This window comes from Acinetobacter sp. LF10 (assembly GCF_048585715.1).
Lineage (GTDB): Bacteria > Pseudomonadota > Gammaproteobacteria > Pseudomonadales > Moraxellaceae > Acinetobacter.
The window spans coordinates 199,357-222,454 of sequence record NZ_CP184160.1 but is presented as its reverse complement, the minus strand read 5'-3'; the positions used below and the strand labels follow the sequence as shown (position 1 = coordinate 222,454).

Genomic DNA, 23,098 nt, shown 5'->3' with positions numbered 1-23,098 from the left:
CGTGTATAAAAATCAAAAAAGGTTAAATAATATACATTTTTATAAAAAATTAATCTATGAAAAATTATATTCCATTCGATGCTACTGTATTACCATTCACACGACTTACCAGCGAGCAATTTGAACAATATTGCGAATGGTTACTTATTAAAGATAAAAATTTAAACAATGTTCACCGTATTAAAGGTAATGGACACTATCAGGGTGGGCTTGATATTTGCGCCAATTTTGTAAAATCCCCTAGAATGCTAGCTGTTTATGAATGCAAATGCTGGGGAAATTTATCAATTCAAGAACTAGAGAAAACTATAAAAAAGTTCAAACAAAACGACTTACTCCCTAACATAAATAAATATGTCATTATCCTTGCACAAGAAGAAGTACCTAGAAATATTTCGAAGAAATGGCATGAGATACACCAAGAACTACATGCTTTAGGAATTGAGTCCGAGTTATGGACAGCCGTAACTTTAACCACAATGTCACAATCCTATCCTGACATTGTTAGCAAGTTCTTTCCAATGGCTCCTGAAAGTCAGTTTTACAATGAATGGATGCTTAGAACTCACTTTATTGAGACATTACATAAAGCGTTAATTGATCCTGATGAAAATAATCGAGAAGCGGCTAAAGAATTTCTTGATTTCTCTTCATTAAATTATTCAGATTTTGATGAATCCTTTTTTGAGGATGGCAATTGGAAAATTAAAAAAAAGTGGATTGAAATTTCGGCTTTATTACCAACACAAAACCATGTCGGCTCTGCCACTATTACGGTTAAAACTCATGATGCTCATGGGGCAAGTGTTATTCTAGAAAACAAATGGATGTTAGAAAATTTCTTAGGGAACTCAGGACAACCTATCCATTCTCGCTATAGACCATTTTATATTGGTACTCCATCAAATCAATCTGAGGTTATAGACTTACAAAACTGTCGCTTTAATCTACCAATTGAAGTTATTCAACAAATTACAGAAGTTGCAGACAATCTTACTTCTGCCTATCTCGGAGCAATACAAAAAATTGAAGACATATGGAAAGCTTATAACTTTCCTTTTATTTCATGGAATGGTCGAACATACGTTGCTTTATGTACATTGTCCAAGAAAATTTGGGACCTAATGATTAAATTTACGCACGTTCATGATGTAGATAATGGAGACACTGAATGGCATATATTTTCAGCATCTCGAAATTTCATACAACTATATACAGGAGAAAAATATAAACCTGTAGAGGATGTTTATCATGGTATGTTTTGGGCAGAAAACATTGAAGATATCAATGACAAAGATGAACTCACCTTGTTATGGGAACCGCCCCTTAGCAAAATCCCTGTATCAGAAAAACAATGGTGGTCTTGTCAAACTTCATTTGAATGGATAACAGAGAGATTTATTCCTGAAGTTATTAGCTGGGATAAAAAGAAAAGCATTTTTACTTATTTTTCCCCCTTAAAAAGAATTAAAGGTTTCAAGGATTTAGAAGACTTTGGTTATATCAGAGACATTCGTGAGTTTGCTTTGCTAAAAGATCACTTCTATCGGACTTTAGGTATATTGAAAACCATTGAGTTACTTCAAGCATTTTACATCTCCCATCACAGCAATCGAGCCTATTTCACAACTAATGAAATTTCACAGCTCTATCTTTGTCTCATTCCTTTAGTTGAAAATGCAAAAGGCTTTTTTTCTTATATTTCTTCAAAGCTCGATTTCTATAATGAAGAATTTGCAAATTTTGAGGAACTTCTTAATGCACTCATAAGTAGAGTAGAAGAAGAGATTTTTTTAATGAATAATCATGAAATTGAACTTATTTTCAGAGCCATGTGTGAATGTATCTATGGTGATGAATCATGGATAGACATCAATCTACAAGAGAAAATTTATTTAGCTCTTAAACCTTTTATAGAATTCCATGACCATCAACTACTTATAGATAGATACTCTAAATTTATGTAAACGAATAGGGCTTATTTGTCCACAATAAATATCCATTATCCTTTGCCTGTCGATATGCCCAACTAGCAACACTATGTGACCGTCCAATATCTGTCAGAAAACCAAACTTCGACAATTCATCCGTAATTAAACTATCAAAGTTTTGGTTTCGCTCTTGCCATTGAAATAAAAACTCTTCTGACGCCAAGAAATCACTTTTAGCTGAATTACATTTTTCATCTGCAAGCACAAAATTATGACCTGTATCTGCTGGGTACATTGCCCAAGGTATGAAATGGTCTACAGCCCATTTATTTTGCTTAATTGGCTTTTGGCAGTAAAAACACTTACATGCCTGTAGGTCAACTAGAAATGCCCCTACTTGTCGAAGCTGACTTCGACTTGGCTCAAACATGAATGTTGCCAAATCAGGCAAGCCATCTAGAACCAATAAATTACCTTTATTTAACCTGACAAAATCAACCCACTTTTTTTGACATAACTCTTCAATAATTTCACTGAATTGACGTAAGCAATACATGACATTTGGCAAAAGTATGAGTTGTTTTCGAGACTCTTCTAAACGATATAAAAACTCAATATTTTGACCTTTCAAATTTTGTAGGTAAGTTACAGGCATCTTCTTTACGATATCTGCCACTTTCTTTTTCAATTGCAGCCAGTACACATGGTCTCGTCTGGCTAAAGCAAGGGATTTATACCGTTGTTGGGCTGTATGAATTAAGCTAATAATTCCTGCTTGCTTACCATTATTCTGTTGTAACAGGAATGGTTCATTTTCATTAAAATGAAATGGGAAAGTCTGCTTCCAGTATAAATCTATAAATTTTTCTGCAATATCCAGATAGTCTAAAGTTAAGTTTTCTCCAGTATCACACCCTTGTTCAATTGCCAAGCGGGAAAGACTCATCAATAAAGCAAATTTATAAGTCGAAGAAAAACTTCCTGAATGCAAAATTTGCTGAATCTGTTTCAGAAACTTAAGTTGCTGCTGTGGTGTTGGTACAGATACTGACATTATTTATTCAATTTTGTTTTTGAAATACGATATTCAGCCAATCTTCATTATGATCGGAACGTTTATCAATGGTAATCCATTGTTGTAACAATAAAATATTAGCAAATTTTTTTAACAAACTCTGTGCTTGTAATTCATCCATATCTGTAAATTGTCGTCCATCCTTGTAACGATCTCCCGCGCCATATTTAAATGACATATAGCAGATACCATTCACTTTTAATGCTTTTAGTATTTTTCCCAACACATCAGGTAAGTATTTTCTTTCACAATGTAATAGTGAAGCACATGCCCAAATACCATCATATTGATTTAGCTCAGCCAACTCATAGAAGCTTTCAAAACGCACATCAATTCCAGTCACTTGACTTGCCTTATCAACCAGTTCTTTTGAATAATCTGTTGCTGCCACCTGATAACCTTTATTCTTAAAAGCCAAGGTATCCCTACCTGAACCACAACCTAAATCAAGTATAAAGGCATGGTCTGGTAGATAGCGTAAAAATGGTTGATATAGGCTCTCCATATCTACTTTGAATGTAGACTCGAAGAACCCTAATGCATTTATATCGTAATAATCTAAAGTTTGTTTCATTTATAACATAAGTAATTTTTTTCGATTCTACCAAAAAAATAAGGGAGCAAAAGCTCCCCCATCCACTTGCTTAGTTTCCCAACTTAGCTTCAACATCAATCTTATGTTTGTACTTTTTTTCAATAGCTCTACTAGAACACGGTGGTCTGAGATCAATCCAAAACGCTGACAACTGTTCTATATCTTGTATATCCTGAAATCTTGCTAAAAGATCATCTTGTCTTGGCTGACCAAATGCCATTCTATAAAGGCTTAAATCTGATTTTAATCGGGTCAGCTTTTTCTCTTCTTTACTATACGGCAGCCATGGAACATAGCGTTGAATCGTGGTTGTTCCTTTCTCTGAAATCCAAAACGGAATCATGTCATTTTTAGATGTACATTTCTCTAAATAGGCTTTGTCAAAAAGTATTTTCCATGGATCTTGACCTGTATGGTATACAGGCTTCAAAGTATGAAAGTTATGAAATTCTGCAATATTCTTCCGAACTGCATAGCCTTTATAACGATGTACACGACCTTCTCTCTGCTCCAAATCAATTGGATTTGAGGGCAAATTCCAATGCATAACTGCATGGCACCATAAATGAAAATCTAAACCTTCCTGACCAATAGATGTTGATGCTAGTACAAATGGTCTAAAAGGTGAATTAAAAGCATCTCTTACTTTCTCAATTCGAATTTCTTGTCCTGCTTCATTTTTCCCGCTACCGAATCTTAAAGCGAATTTACAACGTACATCAAAAGCATCATCAACCACTTGATTATTTCTTACTTTGAATTGATGTACCCGTACATGGCTTGTACGTAGCGTTAATACTGAATAAAGAGACTCTGAAATTTCGTTTATACGTGCACACGCAGATCGATTAGTTAAACCTAAAGACTCTATCAGTACATGGATATGTTCATCCAATAATGCTTGTAAATTACCTTGTAAACTATATTGGAGTACCTTTCGCCAATAGGATTTACCACTAAGAGATTTAATCAATCCAACATTTTCAGGAACATTAAACAAACTTTGGAAACCTGCTGTAATGCGTAATGCGCCTAAAAATAATTCATGTGCATCGTTCTTAACCTCCTTCTCAGTTAGGACACGTTTTAATGCCCGATATGCACATAATGCAGGTGATGCTAGAACAATATCAGCTAAGACCTCAAAAAAATCTTCTGGTAATCCGCCTAACCTCCTCCCACCTAAAAGTTCCTTGACTATTGATTTAATTGCATCCACAAAACCTAAAATGGTCTTATTTTCTAATGTCTCAGTGTCATCATCTAGTTTTTGGGAGAAATGACTTGCCCATGTATCAAACCTCAATTCCCAATCCAAATCATCCTCAAGCACAATATCTAATAAAATAGGTGCCAACCAATACCAATTAGTATCAAAATCAGATATATCAGGATCTTTAAAACTATCTAGAACAACACATTGTTTTTTTAGTTGATCAATTACTAGAGATTTAATTGAAGTAATATTGACTTCAATTAAATCGATTTCACTCAAAATCAAATCCAAAGGATCTAGCTTAGCTAAGGTGATAGAAGGATATAAGAGGCTGAGAAAATGAAAAGATTTTGTCTTAATATCTAGAGGTCTCGAAGGTGTATTTTTTTTAAAATAAGTCAAGTCTTGTGTTTTACCATACATTAACCTTTCTGCCTCGTAAGAGGTAAATGCTGCAATCGCATTTGGAACAGCATTCCATGCAGAGAAGATCAGTTGTTTCGTCAAATGATTTTTCCCCTTATAAACGCCATAAGGTTCCCAATAAACTAAAGATGGTGGCATCCATAATAATTTTGCCATCCCTTGATCAAGGGTCTCTCTAATCAATAAACGAAGTTTAGAATTATTCAATGGGATAGGCTTATATTTTTGAATATGCTCTTTTTTTAGGCTATATTTATTGGCTTCTCTCAGTCCATTTTTAAATTTTTCTGAAAATTCAGATTCATGAGATAGTTTAGTATTTTCAATTTTCCGACCCAAATCATAATCTTTAATAAAGTTAAGCGTATAAGGTATGGACTTCCAATATTCAGTCACATTGCTCACATTGAGTGAATCTAACAAATTTCTCATTGAGGCTGCGTACTTCAAATCTTCCACATCTAGTACCGAACTTTCATTATGTTCTGAAAGCATGGAATTATTATCATGACTCAATGATACTCTTTCTGTGCGGCACATTACTTCAAGTAAGTTATTCTCTACTTTACGCTTCAAATCATCAATTTTTTCTCTATTCGTAAAGCCTAAAGCAAGTTCCCTTCTGTACTCCAACATTAGTTTTTTTAGAAATTCTAACTTAGACTCATTATTAAAAAGAAAACCGAGGATTTGCATCAATTCAGCATAATGATCTGTTTCATCTTCCCCTTGTACGCTATACATTTTATAAGGTGTCGCTGAAAGCATAAGAATTTTACTTTGATCATCTGAGAAAATCTTTTCAGCAATCATCTGTGCTTCATTATCAATACTTTGACCATCTGTTGCTTGTTGAATTAACAAGTTTTTAAAACGTTGAAACTCATCTAAAATAATTAAACTAGGTTTCAATGCTGACAAACTAACAGAGGCTAAAATTGATCTAAGCTTTGCTATTAACCTATCTCTCAACTGTATGACATAGATATCAGATTCAGCCGAATCACTATAATGAATACTTGTTTCTTCAATCTGCTTCATTAGCTTTAGATCTTTTTGAAGCTCTTGTCTAAATGAATTCACAATAGTTTGATCATAAACTTCCTTGCCTTGATTTAAACATTCATCTATTCGTTCATCCCAACGATTAAGCCCGACCTTACATCTGAGCAATTCTTTTAGCGCTGTTTTGACTTGGGTTGATGCAAATAATGGTTCTAGAAGATAGTAAAGTATTGCTCTTTCATCGGCCTGCCCGCCTTTACTTCGGGTATGATCCAATGCAGTACTCGGTGTCAGACTGATAAAATTAACCTGACTTTGCTTCAATAAAGAAGTTTCTCTTACTAGATAGGTTAAACGTGTCGCTCTAACCACTTCATCTTTATTGGTCACATTCAATCTACGGATGTTCTGAGTAGCAATGCTAGCATTTGAACAAATATAAAGAATGTCAATTCGCTCTTGATGGGTACTTAAATGTTCGATCGTTTTAGCAATTACACCTCTAGCAACCAAGGTTTTACCTAAGCCAACCTCATCAGCTACTAAAAATCTCGCATTATGTTCACGCTCAAAAAGTTTAGAGAACACCCAATGAACTGTATTACGTTGAAAATCTTTTAAATTATGTAAAACTGAGTCAGATGAAAATGTTGCTTTATTCAATTTATTTTTTTCCTTTTATTGCTTGCTCAAATGCATGCCACAATTGAATAAACTCTTTCGGAATATGAGCACTACCTTCCCCGCCCAAATCCTGAACTAACTTTTGAATATCTTGTAATCGTTCAGGTTCTTTCATATAGATAACAAACAAATCTTCAAACAATGTCGTTTCATCTTCAAGTAACCTATTTAACCAATTGAAGTCAGCTTCACTATTTTTCGTACCTATTTTGTCGGTAGCGTAAACGTACCCGAGCAATATTCTTAAGTACTGAAGAAATCCTTCTTTATTATTTATTAATGTTCTGAGTATCTCCGCATCACGGTCAGAAGGTAAGTCTGATACTGTTATTTTCAATACAAACCTTACTTGTTCTTGTTGAAGTTTATGTTTGATTTCAAATGCAATTAAGCTTGAAATCGCCGTACTAGTTAAGTTGGAGAAAACAATATTTTCATTTGTCTTGCTGATATTCCAAGACTGTGCACGTTTTTCATCTAAAGTAATAGGCCAAACCTTGATCTCATAATCTTGATAATTATTCTGAGTATTCATTCCCTCTGCATTTAGCACATAATTCCAATAATTCGAAGTTTCGTCGAATGTGCAATAACCTCTAATTGTGGTACTACATATCCATTTTCGAATTTCCTCTAGAAGTTTATTATCTTCACTCAGACTTGAATCACCAATTGCGGAGAGATCATCATATTGCGTCAAGTAACCATTAGCCTTCATGCTTGAAAGAAAGTGATCAACATTAATCAATTCACTATCCTCACTCACCAGTTCAACCAATATTTCATCATTTTTTTGACACGTCAAAGCTGCATCCGTCGCATTCGCAGAACCTACTACCACATGTGTCTTAGATTTACCATCTTCTAAAACATCATAGATATATGCTTTTGCATGTAATCCTTTAGTTAAAATCTGATCTGTCTTAACTTGGAAATTATTGCTTTGATCGTCATTTGTATAATCATCATCAACCAAACCATCAGCTAACGTATAAATTTCTTGGTCAAAAGCTTTAAGTGTTGCAGGTTTTAAAGCTAAGAGTTCCTCTTCTCTTGTCAGAAGAAAACAGGTTTTACTCGAACTAGCTAATTTTTTTAATACAGCATCGGAACAAAAAGGCGAAATAATTAGTAATTTCTCATTCTTTTGAATGTTCCATGGATAGGAACCCTGATCTAAAATGTAGAAAGAAATATCATTAAAACCTTCAGGCAAACACCATTGAACTTTGATTAAATCCTGTGTCATTTTATTCATTTGTTGAGCCTTTTTATATTTTAGCTCACTATCTTGAAAACGACTTAAGGTGTTTGAAAGGAAATAAATTATTGGATTATTTTTCGGATTTCGCTTCTTACCCACATGTCCATCTAACTGTAAGGCAATGTCCCACGAATTATCTTTAGTTAAGTTTCTAGAAAGTACAACCAGTCTATATACAATATCTTTTCCATTGACGAAACGTAATAACCATATCTTTGGATGAAAAACACCACCTCTAGGAGATTCACTTTCTATGATCATATCTTCCAAATAACTAAAAACAGGATTTGGCTTTCTGTCTTTTGGAACCTGAATAAGTCCTTTTTGTGAAAATATAGTTATTCGTTCTTTCAACTTTTTGATTGATGCCAAAATTGAATAAGGATCGATTGGCTTACTATCAGTTGCTAACAATGAAAGATAGACTGGAATCTCTAATACAACAGACGGATCTAGGGAATAAGTTGTCAGTATTGCTTCATCAAATATCATCCCTACAGGAGGCACTAAGAAAGACGTATTTAAGCTTCTATGCGATGGGTTCAACATGACCTAAATTCCCTCAACAACAGATAAATCTTTCAAAAATTGTTTTGCCGTCGGCCAACGATATCTCAACTCATTTACACCCGCGGCTCCGCCCCACTGCTCTAACGCTTTTTTATTGGTAAACCTTGATCTAGCACCTTTTAAATGCTTCTCACGCTCTATGATTAATTTTTTCACTTTATTCAACTTATAAAATTTAGGATCTTTTAACTGAAGAATACTTACCCATGATTCAATAAAGATTTTAGTCGTACGATTGATTGATATAGGCTCAGCATAAGAATTTTTTCTTTTTTCAATTGTTATCCAGAAATCGTCTATGAACCAATTATCAAGGTGAAATACCTTAGAATCCCTGCTGTATAATTTCTGATACCACTCATGTAATTTATTTTTATACTCCTGATAAACTTTTTTATTCTCGCTAAGATCAGCAAGTAATAGGTTATAAAGTAAATAGGCGCCGTGAATAATGACAGAAAAGAACTCTGCATGTTTAAGGAGTTTCTGAGTCTCCACATCAAAATTCTCAAATTGTGGATGCTCCCATGGTACTGTTACGTCTTGGCTATAGTGACTATTTAAAGCAAGATAAGCCAAAAGGCTCTCACCACAATGACAACGAAGCTGTTCTTTTATAAATCCAGCTTCTTCATCCGTAACTTTTAAATTCACACTGTTGGGAAAATCTTTAGGTGGCTTGGGAAGGCTGAAATGCCATATAGAAGATTTATTTTTTTCAATTTGGAATTCTGAATAATCATCATTACGCTTTTGTAGATGTGCTATTTCTTTCTCTAATTGAGCTCTTTTGTTCTCTAATTTCTTAGCATAAAAGAAATATTCAGTTTGCAAACAATTTTTACTCTTAATTCCCCATTTTTCTAAGCCTGACCAATATACTGAACTTGGTAATCGTTTCAAAGTGATGCCAGAAGTCTTACCAAACACGCCATCTAAATCATCAGACTGCATCAAGCTAGTAATCAAATTCCGCTCAAGCTGATCAATAATTTTGAGTGATTCATTATCATTTAAATGTTTTTTTTCAGCTTCCTGATAAAGCCAAGGTATAAAGAAAAAATAACGAAGCCTCGTTTGAATGGTACTCGTACCTGGAAATAAGAGATCTGATATACGATCCCTAATACTACCAATCCCTAGCTCATCCCTGCTGTCCTTTTCATTGAAATGAGATAAAAGCTCTAATACTTTTCCTCTAGACTCTTTATCATTATCTATCCATGAAAGTGATGATTTAAGTGTAATGGTCATATAACTTTTCTATTTAGGTAATGAATTCAATTTATCAATTTTCCAATATCAGAATACAATAATTCTGCTTTTAATTAACTCCCATTTATTTCCACTAGCGATTGTTAATGATGGTTCAGTTATGAGTATCCTACAGAAAGCCTTTCTATGCTCAGTAAAACAATTTAAGCCTTACTAAGAGAGTGAGAAGTGGTAATCAAGATTATGTCTTGCTAATAACGCTCAAAACACACAAAAAAAAGGGAGCAAAAGCTCCCATTACTCTCGTTCTTCCATCTTAGCCTCAATCCACTGGTGAATTTCCCAAGCTGACCAACCGATACGCATTTCGGTCAAGCGCACAGGTTGAGGAAATGTCGGATCGTAATACTTTGATTTCTTATTGATCATCTCATAGATTTTTGATTTGCTCAGAGCAGTAAATTCAACGACATGCTTGATATTAATGATTTGATTCATCTGAAAAGTTTGACCTGTGAACGCATTCATGATGTTTTTCTCCCAATCAATGATGCGAGCGCAATTTCGCTCAAATAATAGAGCCCGCTGTAAGAAAAAACGTCCTGCTTCCACCTAATCAATTCAAAGCCTGAACCGATTGCTGCAAGCCTTTCTGAATATCCTGAACATGGGTTAGGTCATGCGTTTGTTGAGACTGTTCTGGTCTTGATTCATCACTATAAAACTCCTCAACAATATCCAGCCCCTCCTCACCTCCCACCTCAAAGCTAGCATTGCCATAGCCCTGCCGTGCCACATGATCTAAAGCTTCCTGATAAAACCCTGCTGCCTTACTTGTTTCATCAATCTGTTTGGCTGACGTAATTGCCTCCTGTAAATTGATTCCATCACGTAAAGTTAAATCCACGTAATAGATCGGAGTACGATAACTTTGCGTGGTGCTTTTACCTCGTAAAGTCAATTGCAATGGCAGGCATGAAAGTAAATCACCTGAAGCAGCATGGTAATAACGTAATCGTGCAGCCAAGGTACGAATGCTATTAAAGCCTGTGGTTCTAAAGATGAAAGTGCCAAACTCATCCGATTCATCTAAATTCACATACAGCCGCCCATAAGGTTTACACAACCCACCCTGTGCCAATGGACAAAGATCAGGTGATGGACATGGATGCTGTTCAATACCATTTTGTCCCAGTCGCTGACAGGTTTCTCCATTACCTGAGCAGATTAAGCGTCCAGTTTGGCGGTCAAATAGGCTGTACTCTGCCCGTAGATTCAGTTCAGGATCGTTAAAGATCATGCGTACTGGAATGGTTCTGAGTTTCTGGTTTTGTGCTTTAGCACGTAACTGTTCATCCAGTGGATGTTTCACCCAGCCATCTTTTCCTTGAATTTGACTGGTAATGGTAAATTGGTCATCCTTTTCAGGGAGTCGTTTACCATTCTTTTCGATGATTTTGCCGATACTAATACGTCCTAATACTGGCGGTGTAATTGCTAAACCTTTAATCATGGTGATGTCCTCTATATAGATGTATAAATAAAAATTGGGCATAAAAAATCCCATACCTGTTCGGGTCTGGGATCGGTTGGTTTTGGGTATTGGTTGATTTGATACGTTTGTTGAAGAAATAAATGCTGGATCTGCGTTGCTGCCTTATCCACCATTCGGGTAAATCTGAAATCGCCGTGTACCTGCTTTGGTTTGAGGAAACTGCTGTAGATATTCAGGGTGTTGTTTCAGTAAGGATTTGCTGTCTAGGCTGATCGAGTCTTGTGATTTCTTCCACGTCACTGAACCACCCGTAAACACTGCTCGTTCAGCATCTTTCATCATCATTTGCAGTTGATGTTTGAGTTCATCAAAATACTGTTGGTGCTGCTCAACCTTATGTCGCTCTTCAAGCAATTGGTTAAATAGGTAGTTGGCTTGTTCATTTTGAGTCAGATCTTCCACTGTTAGTGGTATCTGCTCAGGGTAAAGCTGCTGCAAGGCTTTGGCTGCTGAGTCAGAAGCATCGACACTCGGTGGAATATCCGATTCCACACATTGCCAGAAGTGACGTTCCGCATTAATGATATGCTGAATCACGGTTTCATTACGGGTCACTTTAAAGATTTTACTTTCATGTCCACAGATCAAGGTACAGATATGCGCTGCCTGTTTACCTGTCACTGCCAGTTGATGTTGCACTTGGCAGAGGACATATAAAGGCACACCATCTCGCCATAACTTAGAACCATATTCCCCTACAGTTTTACATTCCAAGATTTGAACTTCATCATTGCCCACCACGGCATAGTCAAGGTTCGCCAACATAAAGTGTTTGTCTTCATCAGGATGCTGTAACACTGCATTGACTCGACGCACCTTATTATTGGTGTGCATGCTGTAGTATTCAGCCACCAAGGGTTCTAACTGCTTGCCCCAGTACAACGGTGCATAACCAGCACTTTCATCCTCGATATTTTGTTGCATCCGTCCTGTCTTGATCATCCACAGTTCCAGCATCGACATATAGGGATTTAAACCACATGCTGTAGCGGCATCACTACTGCCAATGCCCTGCTTTCGGACTTCTAGCCATTGTTGGTAATTGAGCTGTTTGGTGTTGGCAAGGCGTTTAGCTGTGGGTGCTTTGGTTTTTCGTGGCTGCGTATTCGGTCGGTCTCGTTTGGTTCGAGTTCCGACTTCAACCTGTTGAGTCGATGAGTTTTGAGTGGTTGGATTCAGGTTTGGTGAATATGGCTGTAACGGTGGATGATTTAAGGCATTTTGAATTTGAGTATGACTATTCATTGTAACTATTCCTGTATGGGTAAAATCGTAAAAGCTGAATTTTGGGCATAAAAAAAGCCGCATCTGAGGGTGCGGCTAAAGGTGTTGCTGTGCTTGTACGGTGTTACCGTAAGCTTAGGCTAAATAGATGAACTTAATTGAAACTGAATGAATGGTATGGCTTTTATTAACCCACCATTCTTAAGGCCTGTTCCAGACCTCGTTGTTTAATCACTGCACCTGCACCAAACCATGCTGAATCAAGTCGGTGATCCGTACTCATGGCACGACGTTCATGATCACAGAATTCGGTTATGGCACACAGTAAACCATAGGCGGTGTCCTTGGCTGAACTCAGTTCCGCCCCTCGCCCATGTCCGTTAAACATAGTCATGACTTTTGACATAGCACGTCCATTCGGTTCAGTTTTATTGTCTGAGCGAGATGAAGCGCTTTGATTCGGCATGGCTGCATTTCGATAAAACTGAATAATGCTTTCATCCTGTTCAGCAGTGCTGAGATTGGTATTGTTAAATACCGCATCAAAATAGGCTGCCGCTTCCTGTTGGGTTACTTTACGCTGACTGAGTTGCTTCATTTCATACATATGTTCATCCCATGCACGAACTGAAATCCCCAGTTGCTGTTTGACTTTCTCTGCATCGAACTTGGTACTGTGCGGCACTTTAACTACACCTGCACTGGTGTTTTGCCCTTTAAGGGCAATGGCTAAAGTGTTATTACACACCACGCGGATCGAAGTGAATTGGGCTGTGGTAGCTAATGTACCATCACAGGCTGTCGCTAAAAGAATATAGCCATTACTCACATCTTTGCCCTTAAGTGTTGTGCTTTGTCCTGTTTTCGCCAATGCCCAGAATTTCTTACCGCCTTTGAGTACCCCCGCTGTTTCCAGTTCAAAGCCTGATTGTTCGGTTAGGTCTTTATAAAAATGCAGGATTTCCATCGGCTGGACTTCCTGAAAGCGCTGACTCACCACCGATAACGGTGCATGGGTATCTGAGCGATACAGTACCCGTTGTTCCTCAAAAGGCATAATGATGCTTTGGCCTTTTTCATTTTGAGCCATGTAACTGACATCGGAGGATTCGATGCGCCAGTCCATGCCTGCCTGTTGTGCCCAAACCTCGATGGGTTGGTTTGGGGTAAGTTCATTACCTAAACCATGCCAAGGAGTTTGTCCAACGAATGCCATGGTTTCAACTAAATGTGCCATAAGAATAATTCCTGTATTAATTTTAAAATGGGTATAAGGTTCGATTTGTGAATTTTGTTGAATGCTTAATTGCGTAAATTTGGGCTAAAGCTGCGGTCACAGTTGTTGCAGTAATACTGTCTGCGATAAGTTGGGAGTAGCGGTTGTTGCAGTTCATCTTCAGTGATCAACATCCAGATACCACCGATCAGTACCCCAACGATTGCGCCTGCTATCGGAGGCATATTTAGACTTTTAGAAACGCTAACACCCAAAGTAGCAAGTGCCATAGGTGACATCACGCTATTGGCAATAGGGTTATTGGTTGAGGTACTGGGTAAATGTTGGGTTGATTCAAGCAGTACCGTCTCTCTAGACTGGCAATAAGGACATGGCAAACTCATTGTGGTATTTCCTGTAAATGAATAAAAAAAGCCTGCTGGGGAAGCAGGCAAAATGATTGCGATGTAGCTGAAGCATGTATTGGTGCTATCTCGAATCGAGAAACACCGTTCTCATTTAGATGCTATGTATTTGTATTTTTTTAGAATGCGTTTTTTACCATCAGTTTTGGGTGATTTTTGAATGATGCTTAAATAGATCAATTGACCTGTTTTTTAGCAACGATTATGATGCAAGGGCTGACCTACATTGTCAGTCGGTTTTGACAGACCGTTTACAAAAGGCGCACAACAAACGCGATATAGGTTTTTGTGCGTTCTCTTAAGTCACGCCTTTATGGTGAGGCTAGGAGGGGCACGCTTGCGTGCGCTGATTTCCTTTTGTATCAGTCTGTCAACCCTTCTAGTCTTGCCACCATTATTTGACAGTAATTTGGTAAGACTACTTCTCATCACAAAAGGAATAGTCAACCATGACGCAATTTACTGTGCTTTATTCCCCTGCACTTTCTAAGCCTCTCAAGCATTTCATTCCGATTCATTTATCGCACGCTTTCGCTGTGTCCTGATTAATTCAAGGCATCAATTAACTGCTGCATCTATTTTGGTCAGTGGTGTTTTGTGCTGGATAACAATCATCGAATTCATCACACAGCTTATTTGAGTTGTCATTTTTGTACTCAGTAAAAGTATAGCTAGAGCCTGTGACAGCCAACCAGAATGTATTTGAAATTACAGTCAATTTCATAATTCATTTTTAAAAACTTTAAAAAAATTGGATGGGGAAATAATAGGATGAAATACGTTTCAATTGCACTGCTCACCAGCCTTGCGTTGGTCGGCTGCTCAAAACCACAACATGATGATGTACAGAAAGAAGAGCTATCTCAAAAGATTGAAACAATGTCATTGAATGATGAAGCCCCTGCACAGACTACTTCTTCTCCTTTGATTATTGCTCGAAATAAAGTTACCCCTCCGCTCACCAAAACAGGCGAAAGCTTTCAGGAGCTCATTAAAGACGAAGGATATTTTTCCTTTTATCCACCGTATAAAACTATCTCTGGATTGCAGATGTTTGCTGAAAATTCAGATGTGGCTGACTATTGTGCAAACTGTGTGCATTTCCAATCTATTCTGAATGATTTAAGAAATGTGCTGGCTTTAAAAAACAATCAAGTTTTAGTAATTGGAAATACAGGTCAACAATTTCCTGCATTCACCTTTGCTTTAGGTGATGACTATTCTTTGCGTGCAGCGCATGATACAGCCATCAATTATATAAGATCGACAATGCAGGTGACTCCACCACAAAAAGATCAATTTGAAAGTACTGAACAATATCAACAACGTATTCAAACACTTCAAAAAGAATTAGATAGTAAAAATGCCCATCTAAATTATGACTTAAAACTTTTAGAGCTCAGTTTAAATGCTACGTCTGCACAAAGCCAGTTCATGCCGAGCAGCTATACACCCAATGATCGACCGAAGGGTCCGATTGATAATTTTGTTTATTACGATGCTGACTCGAAACAATTACATTTTGAGAACATGAATTTCGCATCTGATCTTATTGTGAATTTCACAGCTCCATCCACGTCAGAGTTAGCACAAAATATCATTACGGCTGGTGGACAAAAATATGTCGGTTATATTTTTAACTTCAATAACCATAAATTGGAATTAGATAGCTTAGTCATTTATCAAACCAACATTACTCAAGCTGATTCTGCAAATGAGCCAATCGCAATCCTTGAACCAAGTACCATGTCCTTTCAACGCAAACATTTCAACGGCATAGAAAATGCGCCATTAAAGAAATTTGATGTGCCACTGAAAAAGCCAATTCCTTTTGATTTTAGCTTGGAAAACTACACGCCGATCGAGAAGGTATTTAAAAAGATCAGTGAATGACTCCCATTTTTATAAAAAGCAAAAAATTGATTTATCTAAAAATTAAATAAACAGAGTTGGGCTTTCGCCCAACCCTGTAGATCACAACATTCAATTAAATATAGGCATGTGTAATGAATTTTATTCCATCTGTTGTTTTATCCAGTGTGTTGCTGCTGACTTTAAGCGCATGTAATTCGGGCAACGATGTACCAAAATCCAAAGATGTCCAAACTCAAACAAGTGAGAATAGCACTGCTGATACGACTGAAACTCCCCCTCAATCCGAAGATGATTTTCCACCCGTAGATAAATCCTTTTTAGAAGATGAAACATACAATGCTGAGGAAGGGACTGAACCCACTGTACAAGAACAGTTTGAAGTCCGTGTTCGTCGTGAAGAATCACAATACTCCATGACAGGCTATAGCGATTTGTTAAACATCATGTCCTTGAACGATGCTCCAACCACCATCACAGGTGTTTTAATCAATCGTGGCAATTGTAGAAGCAAAGGCACTTACGATTATCAAAATATGCGTTATGGTTCGGTAGCAAAAGTTTACTTAGGCTGTTCGGCTGAATATGTCCGTGAAGTGACCATCACGACCAGCAGTGGCTTGACCTATACCTATAATTTCTAGGCATTCGTCCATTCATGCTTCAGTGGATTAGTGGTCTAAGCGCATTGTTTTCCTTAGACCACTATTCGACAACAACTCCATTAATTTTACTGAACAAAACTAATTCAGCTTTAAAGGGATGCGTTCACAGTCAAAAGTTTTGCGACGAGTTCGCATCACCCTTAAATAATGATTTTTACTATTCGCATTAAAATCACTCTTGAGCAATTGCAGGATACGCTGAATCTGCCTGTCATCTTGGCAATTCACTGACCAGCCTTTCTTGGCTTGTTCTTCAATATGGGCTTCACCATAACCATTACTGAGTTCTTCCCACTTCGCTGCCAATTTATTGGCATGGTCAGATAAAGTCGTGTCCTGTGCTTGTCCTGCATAAATGAAGTAGATCTGGAGGTAGTAACCACGATCAGGATAATGTTTCATTTTCCAGATCACCGAATGGATGCAACGGAATAAATTGATCTCTCTTGCCCTAACCTCTCTCAACAAGGCATAGACATAACATTCAAATTCGTTAAATGCTAATGACGATACATCTGCCCTGATACCCAACCGCATTGGAAAGATGATTAAGCAGTCCTTGTTTTGTATCAAATCCAATAAGAAGCGTTCAACCTTTTTCATTTCAGCTTTATTCTGCTTCTGATCGTATTGATGACCATGCTGTATCAATTCAGATTTTGACTGAATATCGGCAATCATCGACTCAATCACATGATCGGGCAGGTCTTTAATATTTTCATACAATCCATATTTATTGGCTTGAAACAAGGCTCTTTCAATCTGCTTAAAAATAATGATGGAATCAACATAGTCATAACCCTGAATAAAAAAGCGTCTAGACTTGATGATTAAAGGAACAATTTGTTGCTTGAATTGTTCACAACTGATTTGGTCATCCACCACATCCTTGATAAATTTTTCAATTTCACAAAAGGTTTGAGCTTCGTTGTAGGTCGTCATGAGAAAACACATCCTAGGTTATTGGTTCATATCACTAGGAGTGCCGTAGTTTTTTAATTGTTGTTTGACTTAAAATCCACATATCTGCAAGGTTTGAGCAACACCTCTACGCCAATGCACTTCAAATTGACCTGTACCAAAGCTACGCATATACGGTATCTTTGCTCGTAAATGCTGTGCATACTTTTCAGGATTGACCAAATACATGCCCGCATTCAAGGCATTCGTTACTTCCACGAGATTATCGCATCGAATAGGTCCTACCCCTAAACGATCATTCTGCATAAACTTCTGCTTATGTTCCGTAGTATTACAATTAAAGTGTATGCCGATATTACCCGTAATACTGTTCCACATTTGCCAAACCTGATCAGCAAGATACCAGTCATTTTGCCGTTTCGATGGATCATAAATCAGCAATAAGTGGCAATGGTAGCCTTTATCTACGCCCTGCTCTAATGCCCATGCATAGCCCTGTAATCCCATGAAACATCCATCTTGATTTGCTATACGATTTCTTAAAATACTCATATGCTGTTGAACATTCTCGATACCAATATAAACCTGTTGTTCTTTGAGATAACCCAAATCGACACGTACAAATAACAGTTCAGAATAATGTGTCATGAGTTTAGTCAGATACTGATACAGTGACCTTCGATTCTGCTCTTCTTGCTGAATAAAGCGAGCATGCTCATTCCAATAATCATATTTATATTGGCTGAGTACACAGCATAGGGTTTGAACCTGTTGAATATTAAAATTCAAGATATGTGATACAGATTGACCATTCAGAAAATGATCAATCCAATACTTGCACTGAATAAAATACTGGATGGATTCAGCGTAGTGAAGCTGTGCTGAATAGAAATATTGAAAGGCTTCATATAATGTACTCAATATTTGTTTGAATTGTTGTTCATCCATCTGTTCAAAACAGACATCGTAAACAAAGTCTTCAATAGCAGTACAAACACTGGATTCATTCCAAATAACTGTAGTCAAATTCATGTCGTGATACTCATCATGTTAGGATTCATATCACTTACTATTCTGTAAAAAATTAATAGTCATAAATTAGCTTATAAAATATAGCCTATACATATGAATCAAAATATATAGAAGTAATTAATAATATTAATAACCAGCTAAGCTGGATAGCTACTTGCCTCTAAGAACACCTTACAATCCGACACTTCACTAGCCTAAACTTGGTCAACATGAACAAGCTAAAGTTAGTTTTAAGCAACAATTTGTGATCCATCATTTGACTTTGATCCTTCTTCATGAGTATGAACTAAAAATTTACGTCGACTTAATTTTTAGAAAATTGATATTTGGCTATATGATTTTTACTTTTTCATACCTATAAAAGGGCTATTTTTAGCAAAAAAGGGGGCTATAACTACATAAAACACCATATATGTATCACTAAAAACTCATAAAAAAATTATGAATATCCCACTAGTAATCTACAAAAAATATTATTAATATTTTATAAATAATTCTACATAGTGATAAAAATATGACTATTACTCGTGACAATGGTCAAGTCATCATATCCAACAAAACTCAGCAACATTTGGAGGGGCTAGGTCGATTTGAAGAAAGAGAAATTAGGTGGTCATGGAATTTCTTACAAATGTTTAATTTATATTTTTTAGGGCCCAACTCATCGATCACACAAAAAAAAGAAATTATTATTAACCATATAAATAACTTACAAGATAAAGAAGTCCACATAAGAAATTTAAAAATAAATATTGAAAATCATCTAATACCATTGGAATACTTAGAGTGGATAGAAAAAAATGATAATAGGAAAATAATATGGTTAATACATAAAATTCAAAGTGAATTTAATCTAACACCAACAATTGTAATCAATGGAGATCCATTTAAAGATTTTATATATCACCTAGATATAATTCCCTTAGATGTGAATCATAAAATTTTTTTCATACAAAATAAGAAAATAGAATGGTTAAATATAAAAACACCAGACAAAGAAATAAAATGGTTGGATGAAACAAATAACAATCAACTAACATGGGCATGGGAGTATTTAATAAAATTTTATAAAAATATAAATATTTTCTATCCACCTCAAAATAATATGGATCTTTATAATGCAATTCTAATTTCATTAGACAATATGTCTTATGGAGTTCCATCTGATAAGAAATTATTTTTAGATCGTATGAAAAAGACATGGAGTCAAAAGAAATTTAGAGATTCAGGAAAGGCGAAAAAACCTTATCATCTCCCTTTAACAAAAAACACTCAAAAGCAACTTGAGAAATTAGCTGAGCTAAAAAACTGCCGAAGAGAACAAGTTATTGAGCAACTGATCGAAAAAGAGTTTGTGTTACTAAACTTGGATGAAAATGGTAAACCTAAATACAAATAGTATTACCCACTCCTTGATATTGGATAGTGACTAAGATTAATTACTTACTCACTATCTTTAAAGCAACTAGTTCATACTTTCTAACTCTATTATTTTATAGACTCTAACCACAACTATTTAAAATGATTAAATCCCTAAAACTATCTGATAAGGTTTAAATCCATCCAATACAACTTCACCAATCAGATTGATGAATGGTTCTGTCTTACCATAAGCCATCCATTGATCTAGAGCCTCATAGTAGGTCAAGCGATTTTCTACAGTAATCACACTAGGTGGATAGCCAGCTTTTAATAGTTCCAGATTCATCAATAAACGTGATGTTCGACCATTGCCATCAACAAAAGGATGAATACCAACGAAATCTGCATGGACTTTGGCTGCTCGTTCAACTGGATGTAATGCATGAGCTTCCGTGTTATACCAATCTATAAACTGAGCCATTTTGTCATTAAGCAAAGTATAGTCTGGCGGATTAGTTGTAGCACCTGAAATTAATACATTTTGCTGGCGATATCGTCCAGCATTTTCATCATCAATGTTTTTTAATATTAGTTGATGAATATTCCGAATTTGCCATTCAGAAAATGGTTCTTCTTTTTTTATAATATCTTCGACATACAAGATTGCATCACGATGATTGATCGCTTCAAAATGCTCTCTTAATGCCTTACCACCTACCGTAATCCCTTCTAGAACAACTTTGGTTTCCAATAAGGTTAAAGTATTACCCTCAATCGCATTGGAATGGTAAGTCCAGCGCAGGATCAAGTCTTCATGTAGATTTTTAACAATCGCAGGTGAAAGAGGTCGATGCTGATCTAATTTAGCTTTTAAATCATCAATGATCTCAAACATGCTTATCTCTGTACGTACGTAAGTATCAAATGATCATACATTAAAAAATGATGGCAATGAAATCCATCAGGTTAATCCAATGCGTCCATGCTATAGTAAAAACAGTAGTTGAGTAGATACGGAAGTACCCTTATACGGTTGGGGGTATAACTGGGGGTAAAATATAAAATAAGATTTTTAAGTTTCATTATTTATCATACGCTTAAATTAATAAGTTTATTCCCTCTCTCGCCAAATTTAGTTTCTATGATGTCTAATAGAGTCCTAAAAGCTTAAATCCAAAGGGTTTAAGCTTTTTTTATTGCCTTATGTTTTCCAATTGATCCTATTGAATTCTGAGATAGTTGGGGGGTATAACTGGGGTTAAAATAATTTACCCCTATTTTTTTTACCCCCAAATTTCTACGGAAACTGCTGAAATGGTACAGATGGCGACATCAAAAGACATATATTTAAAAAATCCCATTCAAATTTTTAAATGATTTTTGATCAAAAAATCATGAAATAAAAAGTCCCCATTCTTGATTTATCCTATTTGCTAAACCACCCTTTTTAATTTATACATTTATTTATGCTTAGTTTATTTGTTTACGGTACGTTAGGACCAAATCGTCCCAACGCTCATATTATGGAAAAAATTGGTGGTACTTGGGCAGAAGCACATGTATTTGGCAAACTAAAAGAACAAGGTTGGGGTGCAGAACTCGGGTTTCCGGGGATTGTGTTGGATCAAAGCGAACATCAAGTCTCTGGCTTTGTCTTTTTCTCAGACAATTTAGAACAAAATTGGCAAGAACTCGATGAATTTGAAGGTGCAGGCTATCAACGCGTCCCTGTTAAAGCGTATTTAAGTACAGGTGAAGTGATTGATTCTTATGTATATGCACTAAATACTTAAATAAAAATGGATAAAAATCCCACAATCGAATTAAATCCACCTAATTGCTCATTTTTTCGCTTGTTTTTTTAAATAGATTCTGTAAAATTCTCGCCACGTTGCCGGCATAGCTCAGTTGGTAGAGCAACTGACTTGTAATCAGTAGGTCCACAGTTCGAATCCGTGTGCCGGCACCATCAAATTCAAAAAAGGCTTAATTTTAAAGATTAAGTCTTTTTTATTGTCTAATTTTTAACTGCGTTGACCTGAATATAACGTACTAATCCATCTTGGTAGAGTTTTCGGCACAACTTGGCGGTCATCTCAATTTTTAATTGTGCTAAGTCAAAATCTTTCCTTTCTTTTCTCTTATTTTCAATATAGACAGCAAAACCATTTAAAACAGGTTTGGAAAAATCCTGAATTTCAATCTCGGTAAATCCTTTTTGTATAAGCTTTTGTGTCAGTTGTTGTTCATCCATTAAATTTTGCCAATTCACATCAGCACTTTTGAGCAAATAACGATATTGTTGCTTTTTTAAATTCGAACACTCTTGCCAAGCATCTGACCACATCAAATAATGAAATGCGATTCGACCTTTTGAATTCAAAACCAAAGATGTCGAATTGAGAAATGAATTCAAATCACTGTGATAAGCCGCATCAATACAGACAATCACATCAAATGAATTTAAAAAATGCTGTTGGTTTAAATTCAAAAAATTTTCACAGTAAATTTGAACTTGCGGGAGTTGTTTTTGAATTCGTTTGACGCAATCCGCTTGTAATTCAACTGCACTTAACTGTTCAATTTGATACTGTTTAAGCCAGTGCAATAGACTCGCACCTTGCCCACAACCAATATCTAAAACTTTATCGTCTTTTTTGAGTTGAACAGAAACAGCGATTTGATCAGCTAGACTTTGGCAAGCCTGTGGATAATCATGATGCTGGTCTTGCCAATAGCCTAAATTACTCCAAGCAAGTAGAGAATCATCTCCAAGACGTTTTGCATCTATTGCATATTTATGTCCGAAAACTTTCTCAATCAATCTTTGCTTGAAGTAAGCCAT

At 36.2% G+C, this 23,098-nt stretch carries 19 protein-coding genes and 1 tRNA gene; 6 read left to right on the top strand and 14 right to left on the bottom strand.

What is annotated here, in order from left to right; all coding sequences use genetic code 11:
- Positions 1-56: 56 nt before the first annotated feature.
- Positions 57-1,967: a hypothetical protein gene (locus ACN19N_RS01010; protein WP_270913293.1), complete on the top strand. Its 1,911-nt coding sequence runs from the start codon at positions 57-59 to the stop codon at positions 1,965-1,967.
- Here the strand turns inward: ACN19N_RS01010 and ACN19N_RS01005 are convergent.
- The 10 genes from ACN19N_RS01005 to ACN19N_RS00960 form a co-directional block, all read right to left on the bottom strand.
- On the bottom strand, positions 1,960-2,985 hold the full coding sequence (locus ACN19N_RS01005; RefSeq protein WP_270913292.1) for an HNH endonuclease: 1,026 nt from the start codon (positions 2,983-2,985) through the stop codon (positions 1,960-1,962). The two genes, ACN19N_RS01010 and ACN19N_RS01005, sit on opposite strands and share 8 nt — an antisense overlap.
- Positions 2,986-2,992: 7 nt before the next feature.
- The gene (locus ACN19N_RS01000) at positions 2,993-3,580 is read right to left on the bottom strand and encodes a class I SAM-dependent methyltransferase (RefSeq protein ID WP_270913291.1); all 588 of its coding nucleotides are present in this window, start codon (positions 3,578-3,580) and stop codon (positions 2,993-2,995) included.
- Positions 3,581-3,650: 70 nt separating this feature from the next.
- On the bottom strand, positions 3,651-6,911 hold the full coding sequence (locus ACN19N_RS00995; RefSeq protein ID WP_309004433.1) for a DEAD/DEAH box helicase: 3,261 nt from the start codon (positions 6,909-6,911) through the stop codon (positions 3,651-3,653).
- 1 nt (position 6,912) lies between these two features.
- Complete coding sequence (locus ACN19N_RS00990; RefSeq protein WP_270913288.1) at positions 6,913-8,745, bottom strand: phospholipase D family protein; 1,833 nt, start codon at positions 8,743-8,745, stop codon at positions 6,913-6,915.
- A gap of 3 nt (positions 8,746-8,748) precedes the next feature.
- Complete coding sequence (locus ACN19N_RS00985; protein ID WP_270913286.1) at positions 8,749-10,020, bottom strand: DUF6361 family protein; 1,272 nt, start codon at positions 10,018-10,020, stop codon at positions 8,749-8,751.
- Between the two features lie 258 nt (positions 10,021-10,278).
- On the bottom strand, positions 10,279-10,509 hold the full coding sequence (locus ACN19N_RS00980) for a helix-turn-helix transcriptional regulator (RefSeq protein WP_309004436.1): 231 nt from the start codon (positions 10,507-10,509) through the stop codon (positions 10,279-10,281).
- Between the two features lie 88 nt (positions 10,510-10,597).
- The gene (locus tag ACN19N_RS00975) at positions 10,598-11,494 is read right to left on the bottom strand and encodes a hydrolase or metal-binding protein (protein WP_270913282.1); all 897 of its coding nucleotides are present in this window, start codon (positions 11,492-11,494) and stop codon (positions 10,598-10,600) included.
- 144 nt (positions 11,495-11,638) lie between these two features.
- Entirely contained in the window at positions 11,639-12,781 is a 1,143-nt protein-coding gene (locus ACN19N_RS00970) for a YqaJ viral recombinase family protein (protein ID WP_270913280.1), read from the bottom strand.
- 166 nt (positions 12,782-12,947) lie between these two features.
- On the bottom strand, positions 12,948-13,997 hold the full coding sequence (locus ACN19N_RS00965) for a DUF932 domain-containing protein (protein ID WP_270913278.1): 1,050 nt from the start codon (positions 13,995-13,997) through the stop codon (positions 12,948-12,950).
- Positions 13,998-14,062: 65 nt separating this feature from the next.
- Entirely contained in the window at positions 14,063-14,380 is a 318-nt protein-coding gene (locus tag ACN19N_RS00960) for a hypothetical protein (protein WP_270913276.1), read from the bottom strand.
- A gap of 792 nt (positions 14,381-15,172) precedes the next feature.
- Here ACN19N_RS00960 and ACN19N_RS00955 point away from each other — a divergent pair.
- Positions 15,173-16,294 (top strand): hypothetical protein, encoded by a 1,122-nt coding sequence (locus tag ACN19N_RS00955; protein WP_309004434.1) that lies wholly within the window; start codon positions 15,173-15,175, stop codon positions 16,292-16,294.
- Between the two features lie 113 nt (positions 16,295-16,407).
- On the top strand, positions 16,408-16,917 hold the full coding sequence (locus ACN19N_RS00950; protein ID WP_270913273.1) for a hypothetical protein: 510 nt from the start codon (positions 16,408-16,410) through the stop codon (positions 16,915-16,917).
- Positions 16,918-17,016: 99 nt separating this feature from the next.
- Here the strand turns inward: ACN19N_RS00950 and ACN19N_RS00945 are convergent, their stop codons facing one another.
- Positions 17,017-17,880: a hypothetical protein gene (locus ACN19N_RS00945; protein ID WP_309004435.1), complete on the bottom strand. Its 864-nt coding sequence runs from the start codon at positions 17,878-17,880 to the stop codon at positions 17,017-17,019.
- A gap of 69 nt (positions 17,881-17,949) precedes the next feature.
- Positions 17,950-18,891, bottom strand: a complete 942-nt coding sequence (locus ACN19N_RS00940) for a YagK/YfjJ domain-containing protein (protein WP_270913268.1) — start codon at positions 18,889-18,891, stop codon at positions 17,950-17,952.
- A 514-nt stretch (positions 18,892-19,405) separates the two neighbouring features.
- Between ACN19N_RS00940 and ACN19N_RS00935 the strand changes: the two genes are divergently transcribed.
- Positions 19,406-20,290 (top strand): hypothetical protein, encoded by an 885-nt coding sequence (locus ACN19N_RS00935; RefSeq protein ID WP_270913266.1) that lies wholly within the window; start codon positions 19,406-19,408, stop codon positions 20,288-20,290.
- A gap of 126 nt (positions 20,291-20,416) precedes the next feature.
- On the opposite strand, the gene ACN19N_RS00930 is transcribed toward ACN19N_RS00935, so the two are convergent.
- Positions 20,417-21,148, bottom strand: a complete 732-nt coding sequence (locus tag ACN19N_RS00930; protein WP_270913264.1) for a Fic family protein — start codon at positions 21,146-21,148, stop codon at positions 20,417-20,419.
- A gap of 571 nt (positions 21,149-21,719) precedes the next feature.
- Between ACN19N_RS00930 and ACN19N_RS00925 the strand changes: the two genes are divergently transcribed.
- Positions 21,720-22,046: a gamma-glutamylcyclotransferase family protein gene (locus tag ACN19N_RS00925; protein WP_269238675.1), complete on the top strand. Its 327-nt coding sequence runs from the start codon at positions 21,720-21,722 to the stop codon at positions 22,044-22,046.
- Positions 22,047-22,146: 100 nt separating this feature from the next.
- Positions 22,147-22,222 (top strand) — tRNA-Thr (locus ACN19N_RS00920).
- Between the two features lie 48 nt (positions 22,223-22,270).
- Here ACN19N_RS00920 and ACN19N_RS00915 read toward each other — a convergent pair.
- A complete protein-coding gene (locus tag ACN19N_RS00915; RefSeq protein WP_420001806.1) occupies positions 22,271-23,098 on the bottom strand; it encodes an SAM-dependent methyltransferase in 828 nt (275 codons plus the stop codon).

What these genes read in the sequence shown, in the direction of transcription:
- ACN19N_RS00985 (WP_270913286.1), bottom strand. Translation starts at nt 10,020, where the DNA reads ATGACCATTACACTTAAATCATCACTTTCATGGATAGATAATGATAAA.
- ACN19N_RS00925 (WP_269238675.1), top strand. Translation starts at nt 21,720, where the DNA reads ATGCTTAGTTTATTTGTTTACGGTACGTTAGGACCAAATCGTCCCAAC.
- ACN19N_RS01000 (WP_270913291.1), bottom strand. Translation starts at nt 3,580, where the DNA reads ATGAAACAAACTTTAGATTATTACGATATAAATGCATTAGGGTTCTTC.
- ACN19N_RS00965 (WP_270913278.1), bottom strand. Translation starts at nt 13,997, where the DNA reads ATGGCACATTTAGTTGAAACCATGGCATTCGTTGGACAAACTCCTTGG.
- ACN19N_RS00940 (WP_270913268.1), bottom strand. Translation starts at nt 18,891, where the DNA reads ATGAATTTGACTACAGTTATTTGGAATGAATCCAGTGTTTGTACTGCT.
- ACN19N_RS00930 (WP_270913264.1), bottom strand. Translation starts at nt 21,148, where the DNA reads ATGTTTGAGATCATTGATGATTTAAAAGCTAAATTAGATCAGCATCGA.
- ACN19N_RS01010 (WP_270913293.1), top strand. Translation starts at nt 57, where the DNA reads ATGAAAAATTATATTCCATTCGATGCTACTGTATTACCATTCACACGA.
- ACN19N_RS00990 (WP_270913288.1), bottom strand. Translation starts at nt 8,745, where the DNA reads ATGTTGAACCCATCGCATAGAAGCTTAAATACGTCTTTCTTAGTGCCT.
- ACN19N_RS00975 (WP_270913282.1), bottom strand. Translation starts at nt 11,494, where the DNA reads ATGATTAAAGGTTTAGCAATTACACCGCCAGTATTAGGACGTATTAGT.
- ACN19N_RS00955 (WP_309004434.1), top strand. Translation starts at nt 15,173, where the DNA reads ATGAAATACGTTTCAATTGCACTGCTCACCAGCCTTGCGTTGGTCGGC.
- ACN19N_RS00970 (WP_270913280.1), bottom strand. Translation starts at nt 12,781, where the DNA reads ATGAATAGTCATACTCAAATTCAAAATGCCTTAAATCATCCACCGTTA.
- ACN19N_RS00935 (WP_270913266.1), top strand. Translation starts at nt 19,406, where the DNA reads ATGACTATTACTCGTGACAATGGTCAAGTCATCATATCCAACAAAACT.
- ACN19N_RS00945 (WP_309004435.1), bottom strand. Translation starts at nt 17,880, where the DNA reads ATGACGACCTACAACGAAGCTCAAACCTTTTGTGAAATTGAAAAATTT.
- ACN19N_RS00980 (WP_309004436.1), bottom strand. Translation starts at nt 10,509, where the DNA reads ATGAATGCGTTCACAGGTCAAACTTTTCAGATGAATCAAATCATTAAT.
- ACN19N_RS00960 (WP_270913276.1), bottom strand. Translation starts at nt 14,380, where the DNA reads ATGAGTTTGCCATGTCCTTATTGCCAGTCTAGAGAGACGGTACTGCTT.
- ACN19N_RS01005 (WP_270913292.1), bottom strand. Translation starts at nt 2,985, where the DNA reads ATGTCAGTATCTGTACCAACACCACAGCAGCAACTTAAGTTTCTGAAA.
- ACN19N_RS00915 (WP_420001806.1), bottom strand. Translation starts at nt 23,098, where the DNA reads ATGGCTTACTTCAAGCAAAGATTGATTGAGAAAGTTTTCGGACATAAA.
- ACN19N_RS00950 (WP_270913273.1), top strand. Translation starts at nt 16,408, where the DNA reads ATGAATTTTATTCCATCTGTTGTTTTATCCAGTGTGTTGCTGCTGACT.